Here is a 23,015-nt window from a genome sequence, read left to right as displayed (position 1 = left end):
ACATGAGGTTCAGTGATGAAAGTTCTTTTGACGTCCACGCTTTATCCGACGCCTCAGGCCTCCAAGATCGTCGGCGGTGCAGAGATCTTCGCGCGGCGCTTCGCCGAAGGCCTGGTGCAGCGCGGAGACGAGGTCGAGGTGATCCGGGCCGCATCGTCCCCTGGGCAGGAGCGCGAAAGCTGCAACGGCATCAACGTCTATTCCGCGCCGGTCCAGAACATCTATCGGCCCTTCACGGAGCAGAAGAACGCCGTCTTGCGCAGCATCTGGCATGCGGTCGACGACTGGCAGATGCAGGCGCCGCTGATCGCGGAACGCATCCGGGCCTTCAAGCCGGACGTGCTGCACTCCAACAATCTGTCCGGTCTCACCACCGCGATCTGGCGCGTTGCCGCCCAGCTCGGCGTCCCGGTGCTGCATACGCTTCACGACTATTATCTGACCTGCCCGCGCTGCTCGCGCTTCGACCAGGGACGCTCATGCGAGCACACCTGCACGAGTTGCGGGATCCTGACCTTCCATCGCAAGCGGGCGACGCACTGGCTGAGCGCTGTGGTCGGCGTGAGCGAGCGCGTGCTGTCGATTCACACCGACATGGGCATGTTCGCGGAGACGCCGATCCGCACCGTGATCCGCAATGCCTCGACCGAGCCGCCGCGCGAGCCCTATCCCCGTCCGGTCTGCACCACGGAGGTGACGTTCGGATTCATCGGCCGCCTCACCGAGGAAAAGGGCATCGACAATCTGATGCGGGCACTTGCCATGCTGCCCCGGGATCGCATCCGGATGCTGATCGCCGGTCGCGTCAGCGACGAGGAACAACGGCGCCTCAGGGCGCTCGCGCCGGATGCGCGTATCGAGTTCATGGGATTCGTGGTGCCGGACGATTTCTACAAGCAGGTCGACGTGGTGATTGCCCCCTCGATCTGGCACGACCCTGGTCCGCTCGTCGTCGCCGACGCCAAGGCGGCCGGCAGGCCGCTGCTCGGAACGCGCTTTGGCGGCATGCCCGAAGTGATCGAGCACGGCGTGACCGGCTGGCTGACCGAAGCCGACCCGAAATCGCTTGCCAAGAGCATGATGGAGGTCGCGGCGGATCCCCACAAGATCGACGCGATCAGCCGGCGCCTCATTGCGGATACCAGCAAGTGGATATTTGCCGACGTGCTGTCGTCATACAAGAATCTGTATGAACAATTGCGCGAGCAGCGGATGTCGCACGTGCGCGCAGCAACGACTGAAGCCTCAAAAGGTCCGGCCATCGTCGGCAAGGAGCGCCTCATTCCGCGATGACACGCCTGTTCGCGATGGCGGGCTATTTCTATCAAAGCGCCGCGGCGATCATCCTGATCTTCGCGGTCAGCCATCTCTTGCCCGCTGCCGACTACACCAGCTTTTCCCTCACGCTGGCCTCGAGCCAATTGCTCTGCGTCCTGATGTTCGAGTGGCTGCAGCTCGCCGGATTGCGTTTTCTCGCAGCAGCCGGGGAGGACGAGGCGGCCCGGCTGAGGTGGTCGCTCTTCGCAGCTGGCGTGTCGAGTGCGGGCGCGCTGATAGCGGTCGGAAGCTGCGCGTTCCTGGCCAGCACGCTGCCGGCAGGGATCATCGCGCTCGGCCTCGGCATATCCGTGCTCCAGGGGGTGACGGATCTGTATTTCCTGACGGTACGTCTGTCGGACCGGCTGGGGGTCGCCTCCTCTCTTCTCGCACTGCGTGCCACCGCGCTTCTGGCGGGAGCCGCGGTGGGAGGAAGGATTTGGGGAACGGCTGAGGCCGCGCTGCTCGGGATTGCGTTGGGACACACGCTGGGGCTCGTCGCGGGGCTCATCGCATACCGCACGCCGCTGGAACGCGCCTCGTTGCAGACGATGCTCGCCGACTGGAAGACCTACGCCCGCTACGGCATGCTCGCGGCGGGTGCGTCCGTCATCCATCTGTCGGTGCCGGTGCTGCTCCGCTTCATCATCATCGGCCGGCTGGGCGCGACAGGCGCCAGCGCCGGGTTTTCGATCGCGCTCGACCTGCTGCAACGCCCGTTCTGGGTCCTCAATGCAGCGATCCACACCGTGAGCTATCCCGATGTCGTAAAGGATTTCGAGCGCGGAACCGTCACGAAGTCGGTGCAATCGACGCGGCGGATGTTCGAGTTCATGGTCTGCACGACCCTCGTGCTGCTCGGCGGACTGGTCGGCTTCATTCCGGATGCCGCTCGCATCCTGGTGCCGCGGGAGAGCCTGGACGGCTTCCTGACGACGGCGCCCATGGTGGCCGCCTTCTATTTCCTGCACACGCATCTCCAGGCGACCGTCGCAGTCGTTCCGCACCTGGAGAAGCTCGCGACCAGGCTCGTAGTCGTTGCGGCCGGCCAGCTCGCGATCGTCGCGGCCGTCGCGCTGGCCGCGGTTTGGGCCGGCCTGTCGCCGCGACAAGCGGTCGGCTGCGCTTCGCTCGCCACGCTGGCAGCGATTCTGTTTGCGCTCGGTCCGACCCTGCGGTTCGAGGCATTCCCGCGCTGGTCACTGGTCGCGCAGGCGCTGGTGGCCGCCGTCCTGATCGGATCACTCGGCGCAATGCCGACCGAGCCTGCGACATGGCTTGCCGGCAAGATCTTGATCGCCGGAATCGCGACGGCCATCGTCGGCTGGCGCGGAGATTTTCTGATGCTGGCCCGCCGCGACTAATTCGCCGCACCGGCATGGATCGGACACAGCGGGCGAGCAATTGAGCCGTTGGGCCACGGCGCTGATTCAGTTCCTGGACGGAACCATTGCGCCTCCCCGGTCCAACCAAATGGCTACATCCGGGAAAATACGGACACAACCAACGCGATAGACCCTATCAAATTACTCGCCTATGAAAATGGCATCTGCCGACTCCCTGTGCAATCCGACGATGCAAACGAAGAGCCGGACTCGGCAACGAGCCGCTTCACTTGGTCGCGACTCCCAGGCGCCGCGTTCGTATGACACGCTCTCAAGCCGAAGCGTTGGATCGAACTCGCACGGCTTGCGCATATATTTAGCAGCGTAAATCGTGGAAATCTTGAAAGCGCCTTTCTCACGCCATCCTGCACGGGCATCGCATCAGCATTCTGCTGCAATACGAGTCGAGCTGTTCCTGTACAAGGAACCGCATTTCACTCGCGATTTGTAGCTTCGATTTTTATCTGAAATTCACACTCGACAGAGAAGCTTCGACGCAAATCCCTGCGAGCAATTTCGTTCGCGCTCAAACTCGAGTTTGCAATGCCTGATCAAACCATCCTGTCCGCCAGCGGCTTCATCAACTCTATCGGCGTCAACACGCACGCCGGTTTCGGATGGACCGGCTACAATAACCTCGCGCTGATGGCCGACAGCCTCGAATATATCGGCGTCACCCATCTCCGCGACGCGATGGGGACGAGCCCCTCTGCGCAGCCTGTCGTCGAGGGCCTGGCCGCCGCCGGCTACAAGTTCGACTTTCTGGTATCGTCTGCGCTGCCCCAGTCCGGTACGGTCGGGTTGCAGAACTACATCGCCTCGCTCCAGAAATTCGCGACAAGCTATTCGGGCAGCATCAGCGCCATCGAGGGGCTTAACGAGGCCAATCACCAGCCCTTCAGCTACAATGGCAGCTCGAGCCTCACTGCCGCGGCCCAGTTCCAGAGTGCGCTCTATCAGGCCGTCAATGCCAACGCGACGCTCGCCAGCATCCCCGTCTACAATCTGTCACTGGCCTACAACGATCCCCAGGGCTACAGCCAGCTCGGCAACATGTCGGGCTCGGTCGACTATGCCAACGCCCACGCTTATGTCAGCACCGGCCTCAATCCGAGCAACTCCATCGCGGCGACGCTGAGCGCCGTCATGGCCGCGGCTCCGGGAAAACCCGTCGTCATCACGGAAACCGGCTACACCACCCAAACCAATACCCAGTATCTCGGCGCCAACGAGACGGTGCAGGCCAAATCGATCCTGAACACGCTTGTCGTCGCCTACAAGGCCGGCGTGAGTGCAACTTACCTCTACGAGCTGTTCGACCGCGACTCGTCTGCCGCCAATACCAATCCCGAAGCCAATTTCGGCCTGTTCAACTCCGACGGCACGCCCAAGCTCGCCGCGACGGCGATTCACAACCTGACGACCATTCTGGCCGACGACGGCAAGGGCGGCCTGCAGCCGACTGACCCATTGAACTACACGTTGAGCAACATGCCGGCCTCAGGCAACAGCATGGTGCTCGGCAAGAGCAATGGCGCCTACGAACTCGTCGTCTGGGCCGAGCCGAAGCTCTGGAACGACGCCACCGATACCGAGCTGTCCAATGCGGCCCAGACGGTGACGGTGAACCTCGGCGCCGTCCATCATACCGTGAAGGTGTACGACACGCTGACCGGCACCACAGCGATCGCCAGCTATACCGACGTCAGCACCATCACCATTCCGGTCAGCGATCACCCCGTGATCATCGAGATCGACGCGCCCCCGACCACGCCGCCCGCCCCGGACACAAGGACCAGCGTCACCGGAACGGCTGCGGAGATCGTGCCGCAACTGTCCGATCTGAGCGACTCGACGGCGCTGCAGACAATCACCCTGACCGACTCCCACGTCCTGCAGGTCGCGTCGAAGGCGACCATGGACTACATGATCGCCCATTACGGCAACGCGCTCTCGAAGATCCAGGGCGGATATTCGTTCTCGGTGACGAACTCGGCGGCGACCTGGACCAGTACGAGGACTTACGATTCGAGTGGCAAGCTGCTCTCGAAATCCGACACCGGCCTCAATTCAAGCGGGCAGCCGACCTCGACCACCGTCGTGTACAGCGACGGCTCCAAGGACGTGATCAGCTACACCGGCGGCGTGCAGACGAAATTCGTTCATGTCGGAACCGACGCAACCCGGACAACCGACACCTACAACACGGCCGGCACCCTGCTGAGCGAAGTCGTCCAGAAGTCCGACGGCTATTACTCCACCACGCTCTACACGAACGGCGTGAAGACAGCCGCCTACGTCAAGAACGCAGACGGCTCGCAGGACAACTATACCTACAACATCACGGGCAAGAGCTTCACCACCCAGGTGCAGCATCTCGACGCTTCGGGGAAGGTCACTTCGGTGATCCGCAGCCATGCCGACGGCTCTCTGGACTCGACCCAGGTCTACAATAGTGACGGCAGCAGCGTGATCACGTTGTACAGCGCCACGGGAGTGAAACTGGTCGAGACCGCCTACCATGCCGATCGCAGCAAGGATGTCTGGACGTACAGCATCAAGGGCCAGAACTATACGACCCAGCACGACGTCTACGATTCGACCGGATTCCTCACGACCCTGACGCGCCTGCATGCCGACGGCAGCCTGGCCTTCGAGCTGATGCAGACCGCCGACGGCACCAAGACGACCAACTGGTACAATGCCGCCGGCAGCCTCACCAGCGAGGTGGTCCAAAAGGCCGACGGCTTCGCCTCGACAACCCTCTACAGCAACGGCGTCAAGACGAAAGTTTACATCAAGAACGCCGACGGTAGTCTGGACAACTATGCCTATGGCATCACCGGCCAGAGCTACACCACGCTGATCCAGCACATCGATCCGTCCGGCAAGGTCACGTCCGTCACCCGCAAGCACGCGGATGGCACGCTCGACTATACCCAGGTCATCAACAACGACGGGAGCAGCGTCGTCACCATCTATGACTCGGCGGGAGTACGGACGAAACAATCCGAGTACCACGCCGATGGCAGCAAGGACGTCTTCCTCTTCAACATCACCGGCCAGAACTACACGACCGAACACGACGTCTATGATGCAACCGGCTTCCTTACGACGCTGATCCGGAAGCACGCGGACGGCAGCATGGCGTTCAAGCTGGTGCAGAGCAAGGACGGGACCAAGACGACGGACTGGTACGATGCAAAGGGGGTCCTCACCAGCGAGGTGATCACGAAGGCCGACGGTTACAACTCGACAACGGTCTATACCAACGGCCTGAAAACTGCGGCCTACATCACCAATGCCGACCTGAGCCAAGACAATTACACCTACAACATCACCGGCCAGAGCTATGCCACGCAGCACCAGCATCTCGATCCGACCGGCAAGACGACGGAGGTGACCCGCTGGCACGCCGACGGCACGCTCGACTATACCCAGGTCGTCGGCAGCGACGGTGGCAGCGTCGTGACCAATTACGACGCTTCAGGCGTCAAGAAGACACAAACCGACTATCACTCCGACGGCTCGAGGGATGTCTATCTCTTCAACGTCATCGGTCAGAACTACACGAAAGAGCACGATAGCTACGATACCACCGGTTTCCTTACGCACATCGTGCGGACCCACGCCGACGACAGCCTGGCGTTCACCCTGGTGCAGAGCGCCGACGGCACCAAGACCTCGGGCTGGTATGACGCCAACGGAATTATCACCAGCGAGGTGACGACCAAGAGCGACGGCTACAGTTCCACCACGGTCTACACCGGCGGTATCAAGACCGCTGCCTATATCAAGAACGCCGACGGCACGTCGGACAACTGGAACTACAACATCACAGGCCAGTCCTACACGACGCAGCACCAGCACCTCGATGCCTCGGGCAATATCGTCGAGATCACAAGGACCCACGCCGACGGCACTCTGGACTATACCCAGGTCATCAACAGTGACGGCAGCAAGCTGACCGACATCTATAACAGCGCCGGCATCAAGACCCAGGAGATCGCCAGCCACGCCGACGGCTCGAGGGACGTCTTCCTGTTCAACTTCAACGGACAGGCCGGCGTCACGCAGCACGAGAACTACAACACCGCCAAGGCGCTCCAGTTCATCGATCAGACCAAGTCCGATGGCACCCACAACGTCACGGCCGTCGCCAGCGGCGTGACGATCCAGGGCGGGGCCGGCAATGACGTGTTCTCGGCGGCGCCGAACTCGACGACCATCGCGTACGACCACGGCCAGGACCAGATCCTCAACTTCCAGGCCGGCAGCGGGACGACGCACGACACGATCGCGATCTCGAAACTGCTGGCGGAGGACTACAGCCACCTCCAGATCACGCAGTCCGGCACGAACGCGCTCATCACGTTCTCGGCCACCGACTCGATTCTGCTGAAGAACGTCTACGTCTCCAGCCTGACCACCCACGACTTCGTGTTCGTCTAAGCACGGCGAAATCTGCCCAAACGGGAGCCGGGACCGTGCAAGGTCCCGGCTCTGTTCGTTTGTCGGGCGCCTGCCTTATCGATGAGCAGAGCTGACTGCCATTCGCAATTGGATAGGCCCCATGAATTCGGGCGGGCTGCCGCGATTGCGCCGCATCGGCCGACGCGCTTGCGAACTTGCGTCACAATTCGACTCTAGAAGGGGAACGAACCGCGCAAGGACTCCGAGGCCCGATGGAAGCCAGTGAAGCAAGACGTTTTGTCGTTCTCGACTTCTACCGCTTCGTCGCCGCGCTCGGGGTCTTCATCTTCCACCTGAAGCTGATCGACAAGGGCATCTCACCGGCCTGGAACGGGTCCTATGGCCTGTTCGTGGACATGTTCTTCATCCTGTCCGGCTTCGTGATCTCCTATTCCTATCCTTCAAGCTCGACCGGCCTGCGCTCCTATGCGCGTTTTCTCGTCAGGCGGATCGCGCGAATCTACCCCTTGCATCTGCTCACATTGTTGATATTCGCGGTCCTTGCTCTCATGGGCATATCCGGTCCGACCTCGCACGCTAGCTGGACGGATTTCATTCAAAACCTCTTCCTCGTGCAGGCGTGGGGTATCACAGATCATCTCAGCTTCAACTCGCCGGCTTGGTCCATCAGCGCCGAGCTGTTCTGTTACCTATTATTCCCATTGTTCATGCTGCTGGCCGGGAGGATCTCGCCGCTGATGCTCGCGATCATCGTCGCGCTCTCTTACGGCATCCTTGCCCATGCTCACCTGCCGATCTGGCAGGAGCGCTCACAGATGTACGGGGCAACTTTCGATTTCGGGATGTTACGGGCGCTTCCGAGCTTCCTGAACGGGATTCTCCTGACCGTCCTGTTCAGGCTCTCCAGCGACTATCGCAAGAAGCCGGTTGCATTCGCCGGAATAGCGCTGTTTGCCGTCTCGGTTCTGGTCCTCAACTTCTTTGCGAAGCCCGACCTTGCAATCATACTGTTCTCTCTCGCGATCCTCGTCACAGCCACAGGAGAAAGCGCCTTCGCGCGGTTTCCCGGTTCCGACTGGCTTGGCCGCCTCGGGAACACGTCATACGCGATCTACATGGTGCACGAAGTGCTGTTGATCCTGCTTTTCAAGCCGGCCTGGCACTATTTCGGACTTCAACCGAGTGTGTTTCCAGTGTTTGCGTTGGTCTGCTGCATCGTTCTGACAGTCGTTGCCGACGTGACATATCGCTACGTCGAAGATCCCGCTAGAAGATTGATCAACCGGCTTGCGCCTGGCGGGGCAAGATCAGCCCGCGTCCCGAAGCCCGAGCCGCTCGATCTTGCCGAGGCCAGACAGGCGGCCAACGCAAGCTAGCTGGTGCGTGCAGGCCGAATTCTGGCTAGGTCTTGGACGATCGCCGCACACGGCCCAAGACTTCCTGCCAAATCCGCACCACCGCCGGCCGGGCGACCGCCATGACGACGGCAAGATAGACCGAAGACCCAAGCAGCACGAGCGCGGCGAGACGCAGCCATGGCGACGTGGCCGGCATGGTAACGGAGGCAGCAACCACCGCGCATGCCATCACCGCAGAGCCCGCAAGTGCGGGCATCAGCGCCGCGGCATAGGGCCTGATGCCGAGCGACAAGATCCGCATCGATGCTCCGGCGGATAGCGGATACAGCAACAAGGCGCGAACGACGTAGCCGACAGCGATCGCGACAAGGCCGAACGGCGCAGCGACGATGAAAATCGCTATGTTCGAAACCGCATATATCAGCGTCAGCCAGGTCTGCCAGTGCGGTTTGCCGAATGCCAGGATCACAGAGTGATTGTAGAGGCCGATCGTGGTCAAGAACCCGGTGATCGACATGATCGCGAGTAGAGGGGCGGCCTCGCCCCACTTGGATCCGAAGAAACCGACGATGAGATCCGGTGCCAGAGCCGCTATGCCCGCGAAAAGCGGGGCCGTCAGCAGTGACGTGTACTTGACGAAGTCGACCAGCGTCGAACGCGATGCTTCCCGGTCATGCTGGAGGCCAGCGATGGTCGAAAAGAACACGCGGTTCAACGCATTCCCGATCACGGTACTCACGGCGTTGACCAGGCGCTTGGCAAGGCTGTAGAAGCCCGCGCCGGCGGCGCCGGTATACCAAGTGACGAAAATCAGATCGGAATTGGCATTGGCAAAGTTCGTGATTCCCGTCAGCGCCACGTAACGCGCATAGCTCAGGAGATCGATGACAGCCTGCCGGCTGACACGCAGCCGAGGGCGCCAGGGCGTCAGGATCCAAAGGCTGACCAGCGAGATCAACGAAGTCGAGACGAGCTGTCCGACCAGCGCAACGACCCCGTACCCCTGTATCGCCAGCGCGATCCCTACCGCCCCGCCGATAGAGATTGAAGAAATCGAACGGATGGCGAGGGATCGAAAGAGTTGGTTGCGCGTCAGCCAGGCTTCGTGCGTCCGTGACAGGCCTTGCACGGCCACCACGATGCAAAATCCTTTGAGAACGATGGCAAGATCCGAAAGACCGGAGAATCGTTCGATGGCGCCGCTCGAGGCGAACAGTGCGAGTGCTGCAAACAAGGAGAGGCCCGCAATGAGCCAAAACGAGGCTGTGTAATCCTCATCCTTCGGATCGGGACGCGCCTGGACGGCAATCGCGATGCTCTCGATCAGGACTGCCCGACAGAACTCGAGCGCCAGCGCTCCCGTCGCCACGATGCCGAGAATCTGCGGCGACAGCAGCCGCGCCATGATCATGTAGATTGCGAGCGTGAGCGCCTGCCCGACCGCGGAATCGAGCGCCGACCAAATGACGCCCGAAACGATCGAGCGCGGCTTGATAATCTCGTGGCGCAATTGGAAGCCTGTCACAATTCGGGGTTAGGTCGACATTCGTCGATGAGCCATTGGCTGCTATGGTCCAATAGTCGCCTTGTTTACGAGGACACTACGGCAAGAAAGCAGCTACATCCGAGGCAGCATGAATTTTCGAGGCAATCTACGACGGCTGATCAACGAGGTCGGCTGCGACTTTATTCATCAACTGCCCTATCCGCACGTGGACTTGTTCTTCTGGCGTCCCGACGACGGAACGATCAATTTCGGCGATCATCTTTCGATCGTCGTCGTTGACCATCTCTTGCGGCAATTCGGCTATACGCTCGCCGATGAGGTGCCGCGGCAAACGCGCTTGTTCGCGATCGGCTCCGTGCTCCACTACGCGCGAAATGGCGATGTGATCTGGGGAAGCGGCGTAAACGGGCGCGCCGGCCAAGGCGACCTCAACCATCGCGTGCAGAATTTGGACGTGCGAGCCGTGCGCGGCCCCCGTACCCGGGAGGTCCTGCAGCGCCGGGGCATCGCGGTCCCCGAAGTGTTCGGAGACCCGGCGTTGCTGCTTCCTCAGCTGTTCCCCAATCGCTTCCACCCCACAGCCAAGAAGCCGTGGGTGTTTGTTCCGAATTTGCACGATTTGAACATCGTCGACCCTGCCGCCGATACGGTGGTCTCACCGCTGGGATCCTGGAACCGGCGAATTGACGCCATTCTCGAAGCTGAACTGGTTCTGGCCAGCTCGCTCCACGGCATCATCGTCGCCGAGGCATTCGGGATACCGGCTCGATACGTACGGCTGAGCAGCGGAGAGGCTGAGTTCAAGTATCGTGACTATTATGAGGGCACCGGCCGGTTCGGCGTCGAGTTTGCGACGAGTATTGACGAAGGTCGCGAGATGGGGGGAGCTGCGCGCCTCAACTTTGATCATCGTGCCTTGATGAATGCATTCCCGATCGACCTCTGGAGCGGAAAGAACTAACATGGCCAAGCGCCTCCGCGTGGCCATCTACGCGCCGCATTTTGCGGAATATTCCTACCGCCTCGCATCGGGATTGGCGCATCATTGCGACGTTCGGCTTGTGCTCAACCGCAAAGACGCGAACCAGCAATGGGAGCTTGCCGATATCGCCGTGACGGCGCCGTTCGAGACACGAATTCGCGACCTCAGCCTGCGGCGCGGCGGCGCAATTGGCATCCCTGCCTCGTTCATTGACATAATATCGTTTCGCCCGGACGTGATCCATTGTCACGAAGTTCCTGAGATCTACACGTCCAAGCTGATTCAGCTCCTGCGTCCGCTCGGCATTCCCCTGGTGCTCACCGTTCACGATGCTATCCCGCACTCGGAGGGCGGCTCCGGCACCTCGCCCCGTGAAGATGCCTGGCGCGGGCGCATGCGTGCAGCCGCCTCGATCGTCACGACGCACGGCGAGAGCTGCATTGCCGATTTTCATCGCGCCTCGCCCGACTTCAAGGGCGAGACGGTCTCCAGCATGCACGGCGTGCTCATGGTTCCGTCGGACAAAAGCTCGTTCACTGAGCCGGAACCCGGGCGCATCCTGTTTTTTGGACGGATGTGGGCTTACAAGGGCCTCGACGTCTTCATCGACGCGATCGATATGTTGGCCCAGCGCGGTGTCGCGCATGAAGCGATCGTCGCCGGGCGCGGCCCCGAGATGACACGGCTCGGCGCCCGGATGGAGGCAATGCCGACGGTCAAGACCATCAATGCCTACATTTCGCCTGCGGATACCGGACGTCTATTTCAATCTGCTACAGTGGTTGCCTTACCCTACAAGGATGCATCACAAAGCGGAGTGCTCGCATCCGCCTATGGGAATGCGCGTCCCGTCGTCGCCAGCGCCACCGGTGGCATTCCCGACGTCGTGACGGACGGCGTCAATGGTCTCCTGGTTCCTCCCGGCGATGCCACTGCGCTCGCCGATGCACTCGAGCGCGTGCTGACGTCGAAGTCACTCGCCGCAACGTTGGCTGACGGCGCGCGGCAGACCGCGGCCGGGCCCCTGAACTGGGACCACATTGCCGAACGGTTGCTTGGATCCTATCACAGGCTCGCCGGTCGTACCGTGAAGTGAGCGCGACACGCGCTCTCTCAAGCCGATTGCCCCACTTTCAGCGGTCGAAAGAACGTGCTGCGGAACGCGCCGTCCAGCAAGCGCCTCAGCCGAACTTCGATCAGTTCATAGCTGATCGCACTTGCAGCCAGTGACATCACCAGCCCAAGTCCGATGAAAGCCGCCCATAGCAGCCAGCGGTCGACGCCGGCGGCAACCAGCTTCAGGCCAACCACCTGCAAGGGGAAGAGCACGAAGGGGTGCACGAGATAGAGGCTGTAGCTGATCTTGCCGATGTATTGAAGCGCCGGCGTGCTCAGGGCCTTCCCGAGTCCTGATTCCGGGGCGAGCACCATGGCGAACAGCAGAAATCCGGGAATGAGGCCTACGAACGGATGAAACAGCACCAGGCTCGCATACAGCGCGGCCGCGCAGACGAGCCCTGCGACCAGACCGAGCCGTCCGGGAATGGAAATGCGAAATCCCGTCGCGCTGAACAGCATCCCAATGCAAAAGAACGCGGTGATCGGCCAGCGCATCAGGCAGGCCACGCCCAGCAGGATGAGAGGCGCCGCCAGCAGCCTGCCCCCAGCGCGCCACATCGAGAATGTCAGCGCAAACCAGATGTAGAATGCCCACTCATAGGTCAACGTCCACGCATTCTGCTGGGCAATGGGCAACCCGAGCGCGTCCTGCACGAAGAACAGGTTGGCCGCAAAGATCCCGAGATAGCCGGTGAGATCGATCCCGCGGAAGAATTTGTAGGCCACGATCGGCCCGATCGCGAACAGCGCAAGATGCAGCACGACGAACACCGGCATGATGCGCAGGACGCGGTCGAAGAAGAACCGCGACAGCGAACCGTGGCGTATCAGACTGGCCGGGATCAGGAATCCGCTGATCATGAAGAACAGCTCGACGCCGTGCCCGCCGACATTGATCACCGATTGCAGCCAGGACCAGAGCGGCGGCAGGAAGCCGGGATCCGGGATGTCGTACATCCCGCCCTTCGGCATATCGTAGAAATGGTCCATCAGCACGCTCAGCGCCGCGATGGCGCGCAGGCCCTGGACCGACGGAACGAACGATCCGTCATAGGCGGCGCCCGGCTGGTGAGGTGCCTTAATCACTCTGCGGCACCCTGGGTGCTGAGCACTGGCTCGAGGACGACAGGCTTTCTTCGCGCGGAGCGGAATCTTTGCCCGAAGGAAATGCTGGGCTTCTCGATGAACGTGTATGTCATCCAACTGACGAGGATCGACAATGCCAGGATGACGACCAGGAAGATCGACCATCCGAGGGGTCCGTCGCCGAACCATGCCAGGCGATGGACGTAGACAATCACGAACGGCGACATCAGATAGACCGAATAGCTGATCACGCCGACGAATGCCATCGGGCGCCAGGCCATCCGCTCGCCGAACACGGCAAAGCCGATGAAGACAAGCGCCGCGCAGATATAGGCCGATCCGATCGAATAACTGTAGAAGAAATTCTCGTGATACACGCCGCCAAACCGACGGTCGGACAGGGTGGCGGCGAAGACCGCATACAGAAGCGTGCAGACGGTCACATGCGTCCACCGCAGCTTGCCGCCAATGACGGTGTCGCGGATGATCTTGCCCAGGAACATCGCCGAGAGGTTCAAGCCGACCTCCATCACCGAGGAGACTGCCCTGCTCTCAACGAAAAGTGCAGCTGTGGTTCCCACTAGCGCGGCGGCAACGACGATGGTCACCGCCGTGAAGCGCCGGTTGAGCAGCCCCATCGCAAAGAGAATGGTGCATCCGACGTAGAACAAGAGTTCGATCGCCAGCGTCCAATAGAACACCCAGAGATTCGGGACATTCACGAAGGTCTGCAACATCGTCACGTTAGCGACGATCTGCCCCAGCGGAAAACTCTTCGAATCCAGCAGCTGCACCGACACCAGCCCGACAACGATCGAAGTCCAATAGGCCGGATAGAGCCGGAAGAAGCGGCTGATCGTAAAATCGCGCACAGGCGTGGCGCTGTCCGGGAAGCTGAACGGAATGACGAAGCCGCTCACGAAGAAGAACAACACGACGCCGAACCGGCCAAAGTTCATGTAGTAGCCGAATATGTCGTGGAGGGGCCCGTAATAGACACCCGTCGGGTGCTTTTCCAGGATGACCTCGAATACGTGCTGGACCAGGACGGCCAGCACAGCAATGCCGCGCAGTGTGTCGATGAATGCGAGCCGTTTATGCATTGTTCGTTCTCACCTGCTTCCGCTCGCCGCCGGTACATCCGGGCGGAAGCCTTCTAATGACGGCATCGGTGGCCGTACGATGATTGGCACGGCGTCGCCCGCCCGCGCGGTGGCCGCGCGCCGCGAGAACACCTCGCTGAAGCTCAACGCGATGATCAGCAGGCCGGACGCCGGGCCGTAATTCAGAACGGTGATCGTGAACAAGTTGACGACGAAGATCAGCGTCAGCTTGTAAACGTCGGTCGTGCCGAACGTCGCCCGGAATACCATCACCATGAATGCGACGAACGGGAGTCCGAACATCAGATACGTGCCGATGTAGAAATTGTCGACCGGAACCCAGAAGGGGGCGAGCGGCGAGAACAGCTTCTGCGGATAGTTGAAGCAGCCCACGCCGCAGCCGGTCACGAGACCCACGGGCATGAGCTGGCTCAGGTAGACGAACGGCAGTTGCCAGCTGTTGTTGATGCGGTCGACGATGCTGAACAGGGTCGTGTGCGGCACCGCGACGGTACCCGAAGCAAGCACGATCATGAAGAACGGCACCAGGATCGCGGCAAACGACCACAATGCAATGTTCCGTATCGCGGGGAAGCGCGACTTCTCCGGCAGCATCCGCACGAACACCAGCAGAATCAAGTAGAGCACGAGGACGATCATGGTCGTCTTGCTGGTCGTCAGACGGATGATGTAGACCGCAAGAGAGCCGTACAGAAGGCACCAAATCGTGCTCTTACGGATCGACGTAATGGCGAATGACACGAGTATGAAGAAGGCCGCCATGGTACTTTCGGCAGCAAAGCCCGTGAGACGCTGATCGTCACCGCCATAGGCCCACCATAAGCGACCCGCCTCACGAACGGCGCCGAAGGACTCATATTTGTATCCGACCCAGGGCATGAAGTAGAATTTCGTCAGCAGCACGCCGATCAGCGAGAGGTAGAACGTCGCGGCGATGACCGACAGCAGCTTCTTGTAGGAGCCCAGACTGGTGTCGCAGAAACAAAATCCGACGAACACCGGGAGCATCATCTTAAACGACGACATCGCCGCGTTGACCGTCCCCAGCATGAAGTAGCCGAGCACCAGCGACAGCATGATCTGCACGAGGACAACTGCAGCCATGATACTGCGATTGCGCAAGATGCAATGCACGATGAACTGGACCAGGCACAGAAGCGCAATGCCGTCCGGCACGAACCAAAGCGCGTCCAAATGCATGATGCTGGTGTAGTATCGCATCATACCGCCGAAGGCATCCCGGACCAGATAGGCTGCGAGCGCGATCGCCTCGATATTGAGGCTGATCAGCATCATCCTGCGGGGTTGCAGCGCGAAGGTGCTCATGCGCGGCTCAGTTGCTCAGCCGCGCCGATCGGGCGGGGGATGGCGCAAAATCCGGGGGGCTTCCGAATGCATTTCGCAGGAGCCTGCCGCCGGGAATTTCGACATAGAGATAGGTGAGGTGCGAAACCGCGAGCACGGCGGCCAGTGAAACGACGAGATTCAGCGTAGCCGGCAGGCCTGTCCAGATCGAATCCAGGGCGGCGATTCGCCCCGCTCCCACGCCCCGCACGAAATATTCGGCCAGCAGCACCACGAGCGCGTGAACCATATAGATGGAGTACGAGCGGCGCCCCAGCCAGATCAGCGGCTTGGCCACCAGGATCCGCGGCATTAGCAGCGCATCCGGAAAGGCGAGCAAGCTGCCGAGGAAGATCGCGAAAATCACCGGTGCGAGGAAGGTCGCCGCAGGATTGGTCTCTGCCAGGGACACCAGGACGATGCTCGCGATCATGGCGACGAATTGCAGCACGCCCTGCACGGCAGCGCCCGGCTTTGCACGCAGGCGATCGACGATCTTCACCATCAACACGCCCAGGAAAAAGCCGACGAAGCAGCGTAGAAGGCCGAAATCCGTCTGAAGCTCGAGGCTCCTCTTTTCGAGCACGAAGATGATGAAGACCAGACTTCCGACCGCGATCAGGCCGGAGAGCACATAGAACCACGATAGCGAGCCCATGCGCAGGGCAAAGAGAACGATCAGACCAAACACGAAATAGGTGTAGAACTCGACGCTGATGCTCCAGCTCGGCGCATTCCAGCTGAGATAGTCGATGAAGCCCATCGAATGCAGCAGCAGAACATTGAGGCCGAACGAATAGGCGTTGTTCACCTCGAAAACCGTCGGGGCGGCGACCACGACGCCCGCCATGACGAGGCCGATGCGCAGCAGGCGAAAGACGAGGTTTGCGAGCAGCATGACGATATGCAGCGGATAGACTCGCGCTAGGCGCCGTATCATGAATTCGCGCAACGAGAAGCGCGTGAAGTCGTTCTCGATGTAGCTCAACGCCATGACCATTCCGCTGAGAACAAAGAACAGATCGACCAGCAACCATGCACTCCTGAAGAAGGAACAGTTGATCCAGGCGTTGTGGGGGAATGCCGCGAGAAAGGTCGGCATCAGCAGCAGATGGTGGATCACCACCGAAGTCGCGGCGATCCCCCGGATACTGTCGAGCGGCTGGACATGCGCCTTCTCACGATGAACCAACTCCGTCACATCAACATTCCGTCGCTGTTGCATCGCAGCAGTGTGTATCAGGTCTCGCGCGTGTTCAATCTCTGCGATCGCGGACTGGCATTCGATGCATGACGCCCGACGATAATTTCAAGGCTCGCAGATTTTTCGGACATGCGAGCGCCAAGTTCATGCCACTTTTCATCCGACGCGCGCCTGCTTCGGCGCGCAAGCCGATCCGGATGTGATGATTGCGAGTATTTGCGCGCAAAGTGTGCGCGAAATTCGGCACTGTTGCGATCGATGCTCTTCGCAGCACCATTGATCTGTCTGCGTGCAGATGTCGCACGAAAAATTCTCTCGCCCGGGGGAACAATAAGCGCGCGTCACGACTTCTGTCGGTTTTGCGACGAGCGGCCGTACCGCGTGCCCGATATCTTTTCAGTTTGCAACATTCCTGAGCGCGACCTGCCGATCTCGCAGGCATTGCAAATCTTTCTTCTACAACCGGCGAGAAAGCAGGCAGCGCCGTCGATTTGTCGACGTTTTGCATCGGGTTTTGCGTCGCACAAAAAGATGACACAGTTACCTGCCAAGTTTCGCCTGTTCTCCTATTGCAACAGAAGCAAGGAACACGGATGGGCCGCGGACTAACACGTCGTCATGCACAGCCGCGATGGCTGGCGATTGTCTTGATCGGTTTTGCGCTGATTGTCTCGAGTGTCGAAGCTTGCCGCGCGCAGTGCGTCGAATTCTCGGACCGCGCCTCGCAACTCGAACTCGACACCTTCGTGAAGTCGCCCTCCTCGCTCCTGGAGCGGCTGCGCAATGACAAGGAGAAGTTGCGGTATTGGCTCGCGCGCTATGTCGCCACAAATCCGTCGGTGCTGCCGTCCGTGCAGACGCTCATCTCGGCCTCGACCTCAACCGATCGCTCGTCCATCGGCGCTGCGCTGCGCATTGCCGAAACACGTTGCACGTCGACCAAGCCGGACGCCTCGCGCAAGATCAGGGATTTCGTGCAGCGGGTCGGTGATCTCAACGTGCAGGCCGGTTATTCCGCCGCAGGAGACGACAGCTCCGGCGTCCAGGTCCAATCGCAAGTCAAGACCTCGCCGCAGCCGGGCCGCGGCGGAGCACTGCTCGAAGGCGAGTGGAGAACCAAGCTGGCCAATCCATTCAAGCCCGTCCCCCTTCCGAATTGATCCATGATCGTCAAAGGCACGAATTAGCACATGTACCAGCCTAGGGAACATTTCCAGTCGGGGCACCGATTCGGCATCGAATTCGGCGGGGCGGTCCTCAGCTTCGAGCGCGTGACCGACGTCCTTCGCCGCCAATGGCCGATCATCGCGGTCTGTACGGGAGCCTCGCTGGCCCTGGTGATCGTCTATCTGGCCATGGCGCAGCCCATGTATACGGCAAATGCCCGCATCATGATGGATACGCGGCAGACGCAAGTTCTGGACAAGGACAGCAACGCCAGCAGCGCCCTGATCGACACGGGCTACGTCGACAGCCAAGTGGAGATCATCAACTCGGACGACCTCATTCTGTCCGTCGTCCGCCGCCTCAAGCTGACAGAAGACCCGGAGTTCAACGGCTCCAATCCCGGCCTGCTCTCTATCATCATCGGCAAGCTGACATCGCTATTCGGCTCCGGCGAACCAGCAAGCCAGGAGCGAATCGAACATGCGGTCGTCCAGCAGATTCAGAAGAATCTGCGTACGGAGCGCGTGCTGACGACATATGTCCTGTCGCTGAGCTATAAAGCGCGGAGCCCCGACAAAGCCGCCAGGATCGCCAACGCGATCGCCAATGCCTATCTCGTCGGCGCCCTGGAGGCCAAATATCAGTCCACCAAGCGGGCCACCGAATGGCTGCAGCAGCGCAGCATCGAGCTGAGCGAGCAGGCATCGGCCAGCGATCGCGCCGTCCAGACCTTCAAAGCCGAGAACAACATCGTCGGAACCAGCCGCGGCCTGATGTCCGAGCAGCAATTGTCCGACCTCAACACGCAGCTAGTTCAGGCGCGGGCTGCGACCGCCGAAGCCAAGGCCCGGCTTGACCGGATCGACACGATTTCCGATCAGGATGTTGCGCAGTCGACCGTGACGGATGCCCTCAACAACTCGGTGATCACCCGTCTGCGCGCTCAATATCTCGATCTCCAGGCGCAATATGCCGACTGGTCCAGGCGCTACGGCAAGTCCCACCTTGCGGCGGTCAATCTGGCCAACAAGATGGAGGAGCTGCGCAAGAACATCGCCGACGAGCTGCGTCGGATCGCAGACGCCTATCGCAGCGACTACGAGATCGCGAAGAGCCGGGAGGCCTCGCTCGAGAAGAACGTGAAGGAGCTCGTCGCCCAGGCCGGCAACAAGGGCCAGGCCGAGGTCAAGCTGCGCGATCTCGAAAGTGCCGCCGACACCTACCGCAATCTCTACAACAACTTCCTGGAAAAGCTGCAGAGCGCGACGCAGAACCAGAGCTTTCCCCTCAGCGAGGCCCGCCTCATCAGCACCGCCACCAAGCCGGACCGCAAGAGCTCGCCGCGAACGGTCCTCGCCCTCGTGGGCGGCCTGGTCGGCGGCCTCTGCCTCGGCTTCGGCGCGGCATTTGCGCGTGAACTGCTGAGCGACGTGCTGCGGACCCCCGGCGAGGTCGAGGATGAGCTCGGCGTGAAATGCCTCGGCGTACTGCCGGACATACGTCCGCCGACGAAGGCCGGCGCGTTGCTGTCGACGTCAGCGAAGACCGGCCCTCCCGATCTCTCCCGCTACGTCGTCGATCATCCGTTCTCACGTTTTGCCGAGACCTTGCGCAACATCAAGGTTTCGATCGACGTCGCGCGTCTGACCCGCGAGATCAAGGTGATCGGCATCGTCTCTTCCCTGCCCAAGGAGGGCAAGACGACGGTGGCCGCCAATTTCGCGCAGCTGATCGCCCTCACCGGGCATCGCACGGTTCTGATCGACGGCGATCTGCACACGCGCTCGCTGACGCGGGAGCTCGCGCCCAACGCCAAGACCGGCCTCGTGGAGGCTCTCAACGATCCCGCGAACCTCGGCTACCACGTGCAGCGAAGCAAGGAGACGGGACTGGATTTCCTGCCCTCCGTGGTGGCCTCGCGCATGGTCAATTCGGCCGACGTCATCGGATCCAAGGCAATGGCCGAGCTGCTCAAGGTGCTGAAGGAGCACTACGAGTACATCGTGATCGATCTCGCCCCGGTGATGCCGGTGGCCGATTCCAAGGCCGTCAGCTTCCTGATCGACGCCATGGTCTACGTGATCGAATGGGGCCAGACCACGCGAACCGCTCTGCAGGAGTCGGTTTCGGGTTCGGAAGTCCTCCAGAAGAAGCTGATCGGCGCCGTGCTCAACCGCGCGAACCCGAAGATGCTCAAGCGCATCGAGGCCTACAAGGGCAAGCACCACAACAGCTATTACGTCGAGCACGCCTAGGCGGAGGCGAGGCGCCGCTCCCACTGAACGACTGGAATGAGCTCGGGCCCGTTGCCAATTGGCAGCGGGTCTTATTCGTGCTTGGCGGTCGCTTGAATGGCATCCCGTGCGCCCTCGCGCACGGACCGGAGATGCGGCAAGCGCTCCGGAACTGCTCGCCAGTCCGTATTCGCCCGGAATCCACAACTTGCAGTTATTGCTCTAGCCAAAAGCAAGGATTGACGGATACGGTGGTCGCCAAGAGAGTGCGCTTGGGGGCCATTATCCATCGATAAGACGGGATAATCCGAGCTTGATGCCCGAAAATGCCGAAACTTTAGGCATCTTTCTTTCTCGGCTCCCCGAGGCTAATCTCGGCTCATACTCGCAGTTCTTTTCCGGTAGGCTCGGATGCTGATCGTCCTGACGATTTTGACTGTTTGGGTCCTGCTCAACATTCTGTTCGTGTTGATCGTGATCCCTCCACGCAAGCCGCTCCGCCACCCCATGGCGACGACGCTCTCTCCCGCCCCCATAGACCCGAGCCGGCGCCAGATCGAGCAGGACGAGCCCTTCTCGATCCGCCACGTCATCGTCTCCGTCGCAATGGGAGCCTTCTTCGTGCTCGTGCCGCCGCTGCTCGCGCTGCGCGATGCGATCATGCGGCTCTTCCGCAGGCCGCCACAGAATAAAACCTGAGGCTCCCCGGCTGGGGTTCCAAGCGATTGAGAGAATAAAAGCGCCTAATAGGCTTCCTGAAACATCACTGCCGACGCGGTGCGGGCCATGATCTTCAGGTCGAGCCAGATGCTCCAATTGCTGACGTACCAGACGTCGTACTCGACCCGCTTTTCCATCAGATCGATCGTGGGGGTCTCGCCCCGGAATCCGTTCACCTGAGCCCAGCCCGTCAGGCCCGGCTTCATGTGATGGCGGTAGACATACTTGCTGATCAGCTCGTCGTAGTAATTGTCATGGGCGAGCGCGTGCGGACGCGGTCCCACCAGCGACATGTCCCCACGCAGCACGTTCCAGAGCTGCGGCAGCTCGTCGATGCTGGTCATGCGCAGGAAGCGCCCGATCTTGGTGACCCGAGCATCCCCCTTGGTCGCCTGGGTCACTGTCTCGCCGTTCTCGGACACCGTCATGGTGCGGAACTTCCAGATCTCGAACGGCTTGCCGTTGAAGCCGCGGCGCGACTGCCGGAATATGACGCTTCCCGGCGAATCCAGCTTGATCAGCACGGCTACGGTCAGCAGCAGCGGCGTCAGCAGCACGAGCGCGAACAGAGCGACACCGACGTCGAGACAGCGCTTCTGCAGCCGCTCGAGAATGGTGAGCGGCGGCCGCTGGATCTCGACCGCGACGGTTCCGCTGACCGGCAGGAACGGACGGGTCACGAGGTCGGCAACGGAATCGTCCGGCAGCAGGCGAATGGGCTGCGGGACGGCGCGCAAATATGGCCCCAGCTTGCGCAGCATCGGCAATTCGTTCCAGTCGATCGCGAGCAGATATTCGTCGACATCGGCCGCGCGCGACTGACGGATGACGTCGCGAATCTGCCGCTCCCATTGGCCGTCATCCCGGTCCTGTCCGAGCACGAAATGGCGCGTGACGTCGAAGCCGTTCCTGCGCAAATCCTTGAAGCGGCTCGAGGTGAAGTCGAGCGGCTTCAGGCTGAGCAGGATCACCTTGCGGTCGACCAGGCGGCTTCTCGCAAAGCTCGTGCCGAACACGGCCTGCCAGGCGAAGCGCAGGCTGATCAGGCCGAGCCCGCCGATCACGGCGAAGACGATGACGGTGCCGCGCGACAGATTGTCCGTCGATTTCAGCAGGAAGGCTGCAACGGCAAGGATCGTGAGCGACGTCAGCCAGACAAAAGCCGCCATTCGAAGCTGCCAAACCAGATTGAGCAGCCGGTGCGTGGAATAGACGTCCCGGAAATAGGCGATCCCGACGAACACCACGCCGACAAACAATCCGGCTCCCACCGATGCGCCTTCCGGCGGCGATGCGACGGCCACGCCATACAGCGAAGCTCCCGCCACGTAACTCAGCAGGATCAACAGAAAGTCAGCAGCGATAACGACGACCTGAAAGGGCCTCTGAAGCGCACTGCCGCGCGCAGATGACAGCGCATGAGCGCTTTCAGAACCGTAAGTTGCAACAGCCATTCGAACCTCTGCGTATCGAGAGAGTGCCTGACGCTCATCGTGATGCTGAAGACCCGTCAATTCCCCGCACGGAAAGTGTTGGTCGATCGCAGCGACATTGTGGCGCTGCACGCGAAAACTTTTGCGGCGCACGGATGATGAGTCGCGTTGAGATGCGCGGCGAAATTCGGCGCGCTGAAAATGTCGTCACAGTGCTGACATACGAGCGAACGAACTGCCCTATTTTGAATCAAGTTCCGCATCCGATGCAGCGCTATCGTTTGCACGAGCCGTCGTTCGCTCAGCTTTGAGGCACTGCTTTGCTGCCGCCGAACGCAACATCGGATCGCTCGCGAGAGTTTCCTGGAATTTCTATCTGCAGGTGCATGCAAGAATCGCGGCGAGTGATGCAGACTTGCCGCACGCTTCAGGGTAGCGATGCAATTCCTGCGGCCCCATCTCGTTCCTGCCGCCATTAAGGCAATTCGGCAAAAAATGCCGTGCCCTTCTTTTGGCGTGATCGGGACCGACAACGAGCTGCGGCCCCACGGAACTCGCGTTGCTCGCGCTGGATGGACGCTCTCCGGTGCTGGTGACTTGG

General features: G+C 60.9%; 15 protein-coding genes. 9 read left to right on the top strand and 6 right to left on the bottom strand.

The window, feature by feature from the left end; all coding sequences use genetic code 11:
• Positions 1-15 precede the first annotated feature (15 nt).
• The 4 genes from P0R31_RS06450 (at position 16) to P0R31_RS06435 (ending at position 8,512) form a co-directional block, all read left to right on the top strand.
• Positions 16-1,293, top strand: coding sequence for a glycosyltransferase family 4 protein (locus P0R31_RS06450; RefSeq protein WP_275513316.1), 1,278 nt, complete (start codon positions 16-18; stop codon positions 1,291-1,293).
• Entirely contained in the window at positions 1,290-2,681 is a 1,392-nt protein-coding gene (locus P0R31_RS06445; protein WP_275513315.1) for a hypothetical protein, read from the top strand. Before P0R31_RS06450 ends, P0R31_RS06445 begins: the two co-directional genes overlap by 4 nt.
• Before the next feature lie 564 nt (positions 2,682-3,245).
• On the top strand, positions 3,246-7,154 hold the full coding sequence (locus P0R31_RS06440; RefSeq protein ID WP_275513314.1) for an RHS repeat protein: 3,909 nt from the start codon (positions 3,246-3,248) through the stop codon (positions 7,152-7,154).
• Positions 7,155-7,387: 233 nt separating this feature from the next.
• Positions 7,388-8,512, top strand: a complete 1,125-nt coding sequence (locus tag P0R31_RS06435) for an acyltransferase family protein (RefSeq protein ID WP_275513313.1) — start codon at positions 7,388-7,390, stop codon at positions 8,510-8,512.
• A gap of 25 nt (positions 8,513-8,537) precedes the next feature.
• Here the strand turns inward: P0R31_RS06435 and P0R31_RS06430 are convergent, their stop codons facing one another.
• Positions 8,538-10,019 carry a lipopolysaccharide biosynthesis protein gene (locus P0R31_RS06430; protein WP_275513312.1) on the bottom strand — a complete coding sequence of 494 codons (1,482 nt, stop codon included), beginning with the start codon at positions 10,017-10,019 and terminating at the stop codon, positions 8,538-8,540.
• A gap of 109 nt (positions 10,020-10,128) precedes the next feature.
• Between P0R31_RS06430 and P0R31_RS06425 the strand changes: the two genes are divergently transcribed.
• Together P0R31_RS06425 and P0R31_RS06420 are read left to right on the top strand one after the other, a co-directional pair.
• Positions 10,129-10,962, top strand: coding sequence for a polysaccharide pyruvyl transferase family protein (locus P0R31_RS06425; RefSeq protein ID WP_275513311.1), 834 nt, complete (start codon positions 10,129-10,131; stop codon positions 10,960-10,962).
• Position 10,963: 1 nt separating this feature from the next.
• Positions 10,964-12,079, top strand: coding sequence for a glycosyltransferase family 4 protein (locus tag P0R31_RS06420; protein ID WP_275513310.1), 1,116 nt, complete (start codon positions 10,964-10,966; stop codon positions 12,077-12,079).
• Between the two features lie 17 nt (positions 12,080-12,096).
• Here the strand turns inward: P0R31_RS06420 and P0R31_RS06415 are convergent, their stop codons facing one another.
• The 4 genes from P0R31_RS06415 to P0R31_RS06400 are packed head-to-tail and all read right to left on the bottom strand — an operon-like array spanning position 12,097 to position 16,857.
• Positions 12,097-13,188: an acyltransferase family protein gene (locus tag P0R31_RS06415; RefSeq protein WP_275513309.1), complete on the bottom strand. Its 1,092-nt coding sequence runs from the start codon at positions 13,186-13,188 to the stop codon at positions 12,097-12,099.
• Positions 13,185-14,291, bottom strand: a complete 1,107-nt coding sequence (locus P0R31_RS06410) for an acyltransferase family protein (RefSeq protein WP_275513308.1) — start codon at positions 14,289-14,291, stop codon at positions 13,185-13,187. The genes P0R31_RS06415 and P0R31_RS06410 overlap by 4 nt, the downstream gene beginning before the upstream one ends.
• Positions 14,292-14,300: 9 nt before the next feature.
• Positions 14,301-15,638, bottom strand: coding sequence for a hypothetical protein (locus P0R31_RS06405; protein WP_275513307.1), 1,338 nt, complete (start codon positions 15,636-15,638; stop codon positions 14,301-14,303).
• A 7-nt stretch (positions 15,639-15,645) separates the two neighbouring features.
• Positions 15,646-16,857, bottom strand: coding sequence for an acyltransferase family protein (locus P0R31_RS06400; protein ID WP_275513306.1), 1,212 nt, complete (start codon positions 16,855-16,857; stop codon positions 15,646-15,648).
• Positions 16,858-17,507: 650 nt separating this feature from the next.
• Here P0R31_RS06400 and P0R31_RS06395 point away from each other — a divergent pair.
• The 3 genes from P0R31_RS06395 (at position 17,508) to P0R31_RS06385 (ending at position 20,960) form a co-directional block, all read left to right on the top strand.
• Complete coding sequence (locus tag P0R31_RS06395) at positions 17,508-18,020, top strand: hypothetical protein (protein WP_275513305.1); 513 nt, start codon at positions 17,508-17,510, stop codon at positions 18,018-18,020.
• A gap of 30 nt (positions 18,021-18,050) precedes the next feature.
• Positions 18,051-20,282 carry a Wzz/FepE/Etk N-terminal domain-containing protein gene (locus tag P0R31_RS06390; RefSeq protein ID WP_275513304.1) on the top strand — a complete coding sequence of 744 codons (2,232 nt, stop codon included), beginning with the start codon at positions 18,051-18,053 and terminating at the stop codon, positions 20,280-20,282.
• A 390-nt stretch (positions 20,283-20,672) separates the two neighbouring features.
• Positions 20,673-20,960: a hypothetical protein gene (locus tag P0R31_RS06385; protein ID WP_275513303.1), complete on the top strand. Its 288-nt coding sequence runs from the start codon at positions 20,673-20,675 to the stop codon at positions 20,958-20,960.
• A gap of 44 nt (positions 20,961-21,004) precedes the next feature.
• Here P0R31_RS06385 and P0R31_RS06380 read toward each other — a convergent pair whose 3' ends face one another.
• Complete coding sequence (locus tag P0R31_RS06380; protein ID WP_275513302.1) at positions 21,005-22,435, bottom strand: undecaprenyl-phosphate glucose phosphotransferase; 1,431 nt, start codon at positions 22,433-22,435, stop codon at positions 21,005-21,007.
• Positions 22,436-23,015 lie beyond the last annotated feature (580 nt).

Source organism: Bradyrhizobium yuanmingense (genome assembly GCF_029167105.1).
Lineage (GTDB): Bacteria > Pseudomonadota > Alphaproteobacteria > Rhizobiales > Xanthobacteraceae > Bradyrhizobium > Bradyrhizobium yuanmingense_A.
Note: the sequence above shows the minus strand (reverse complement) of the source record. Positions and strands in the feature narration are given on the sequence as shown.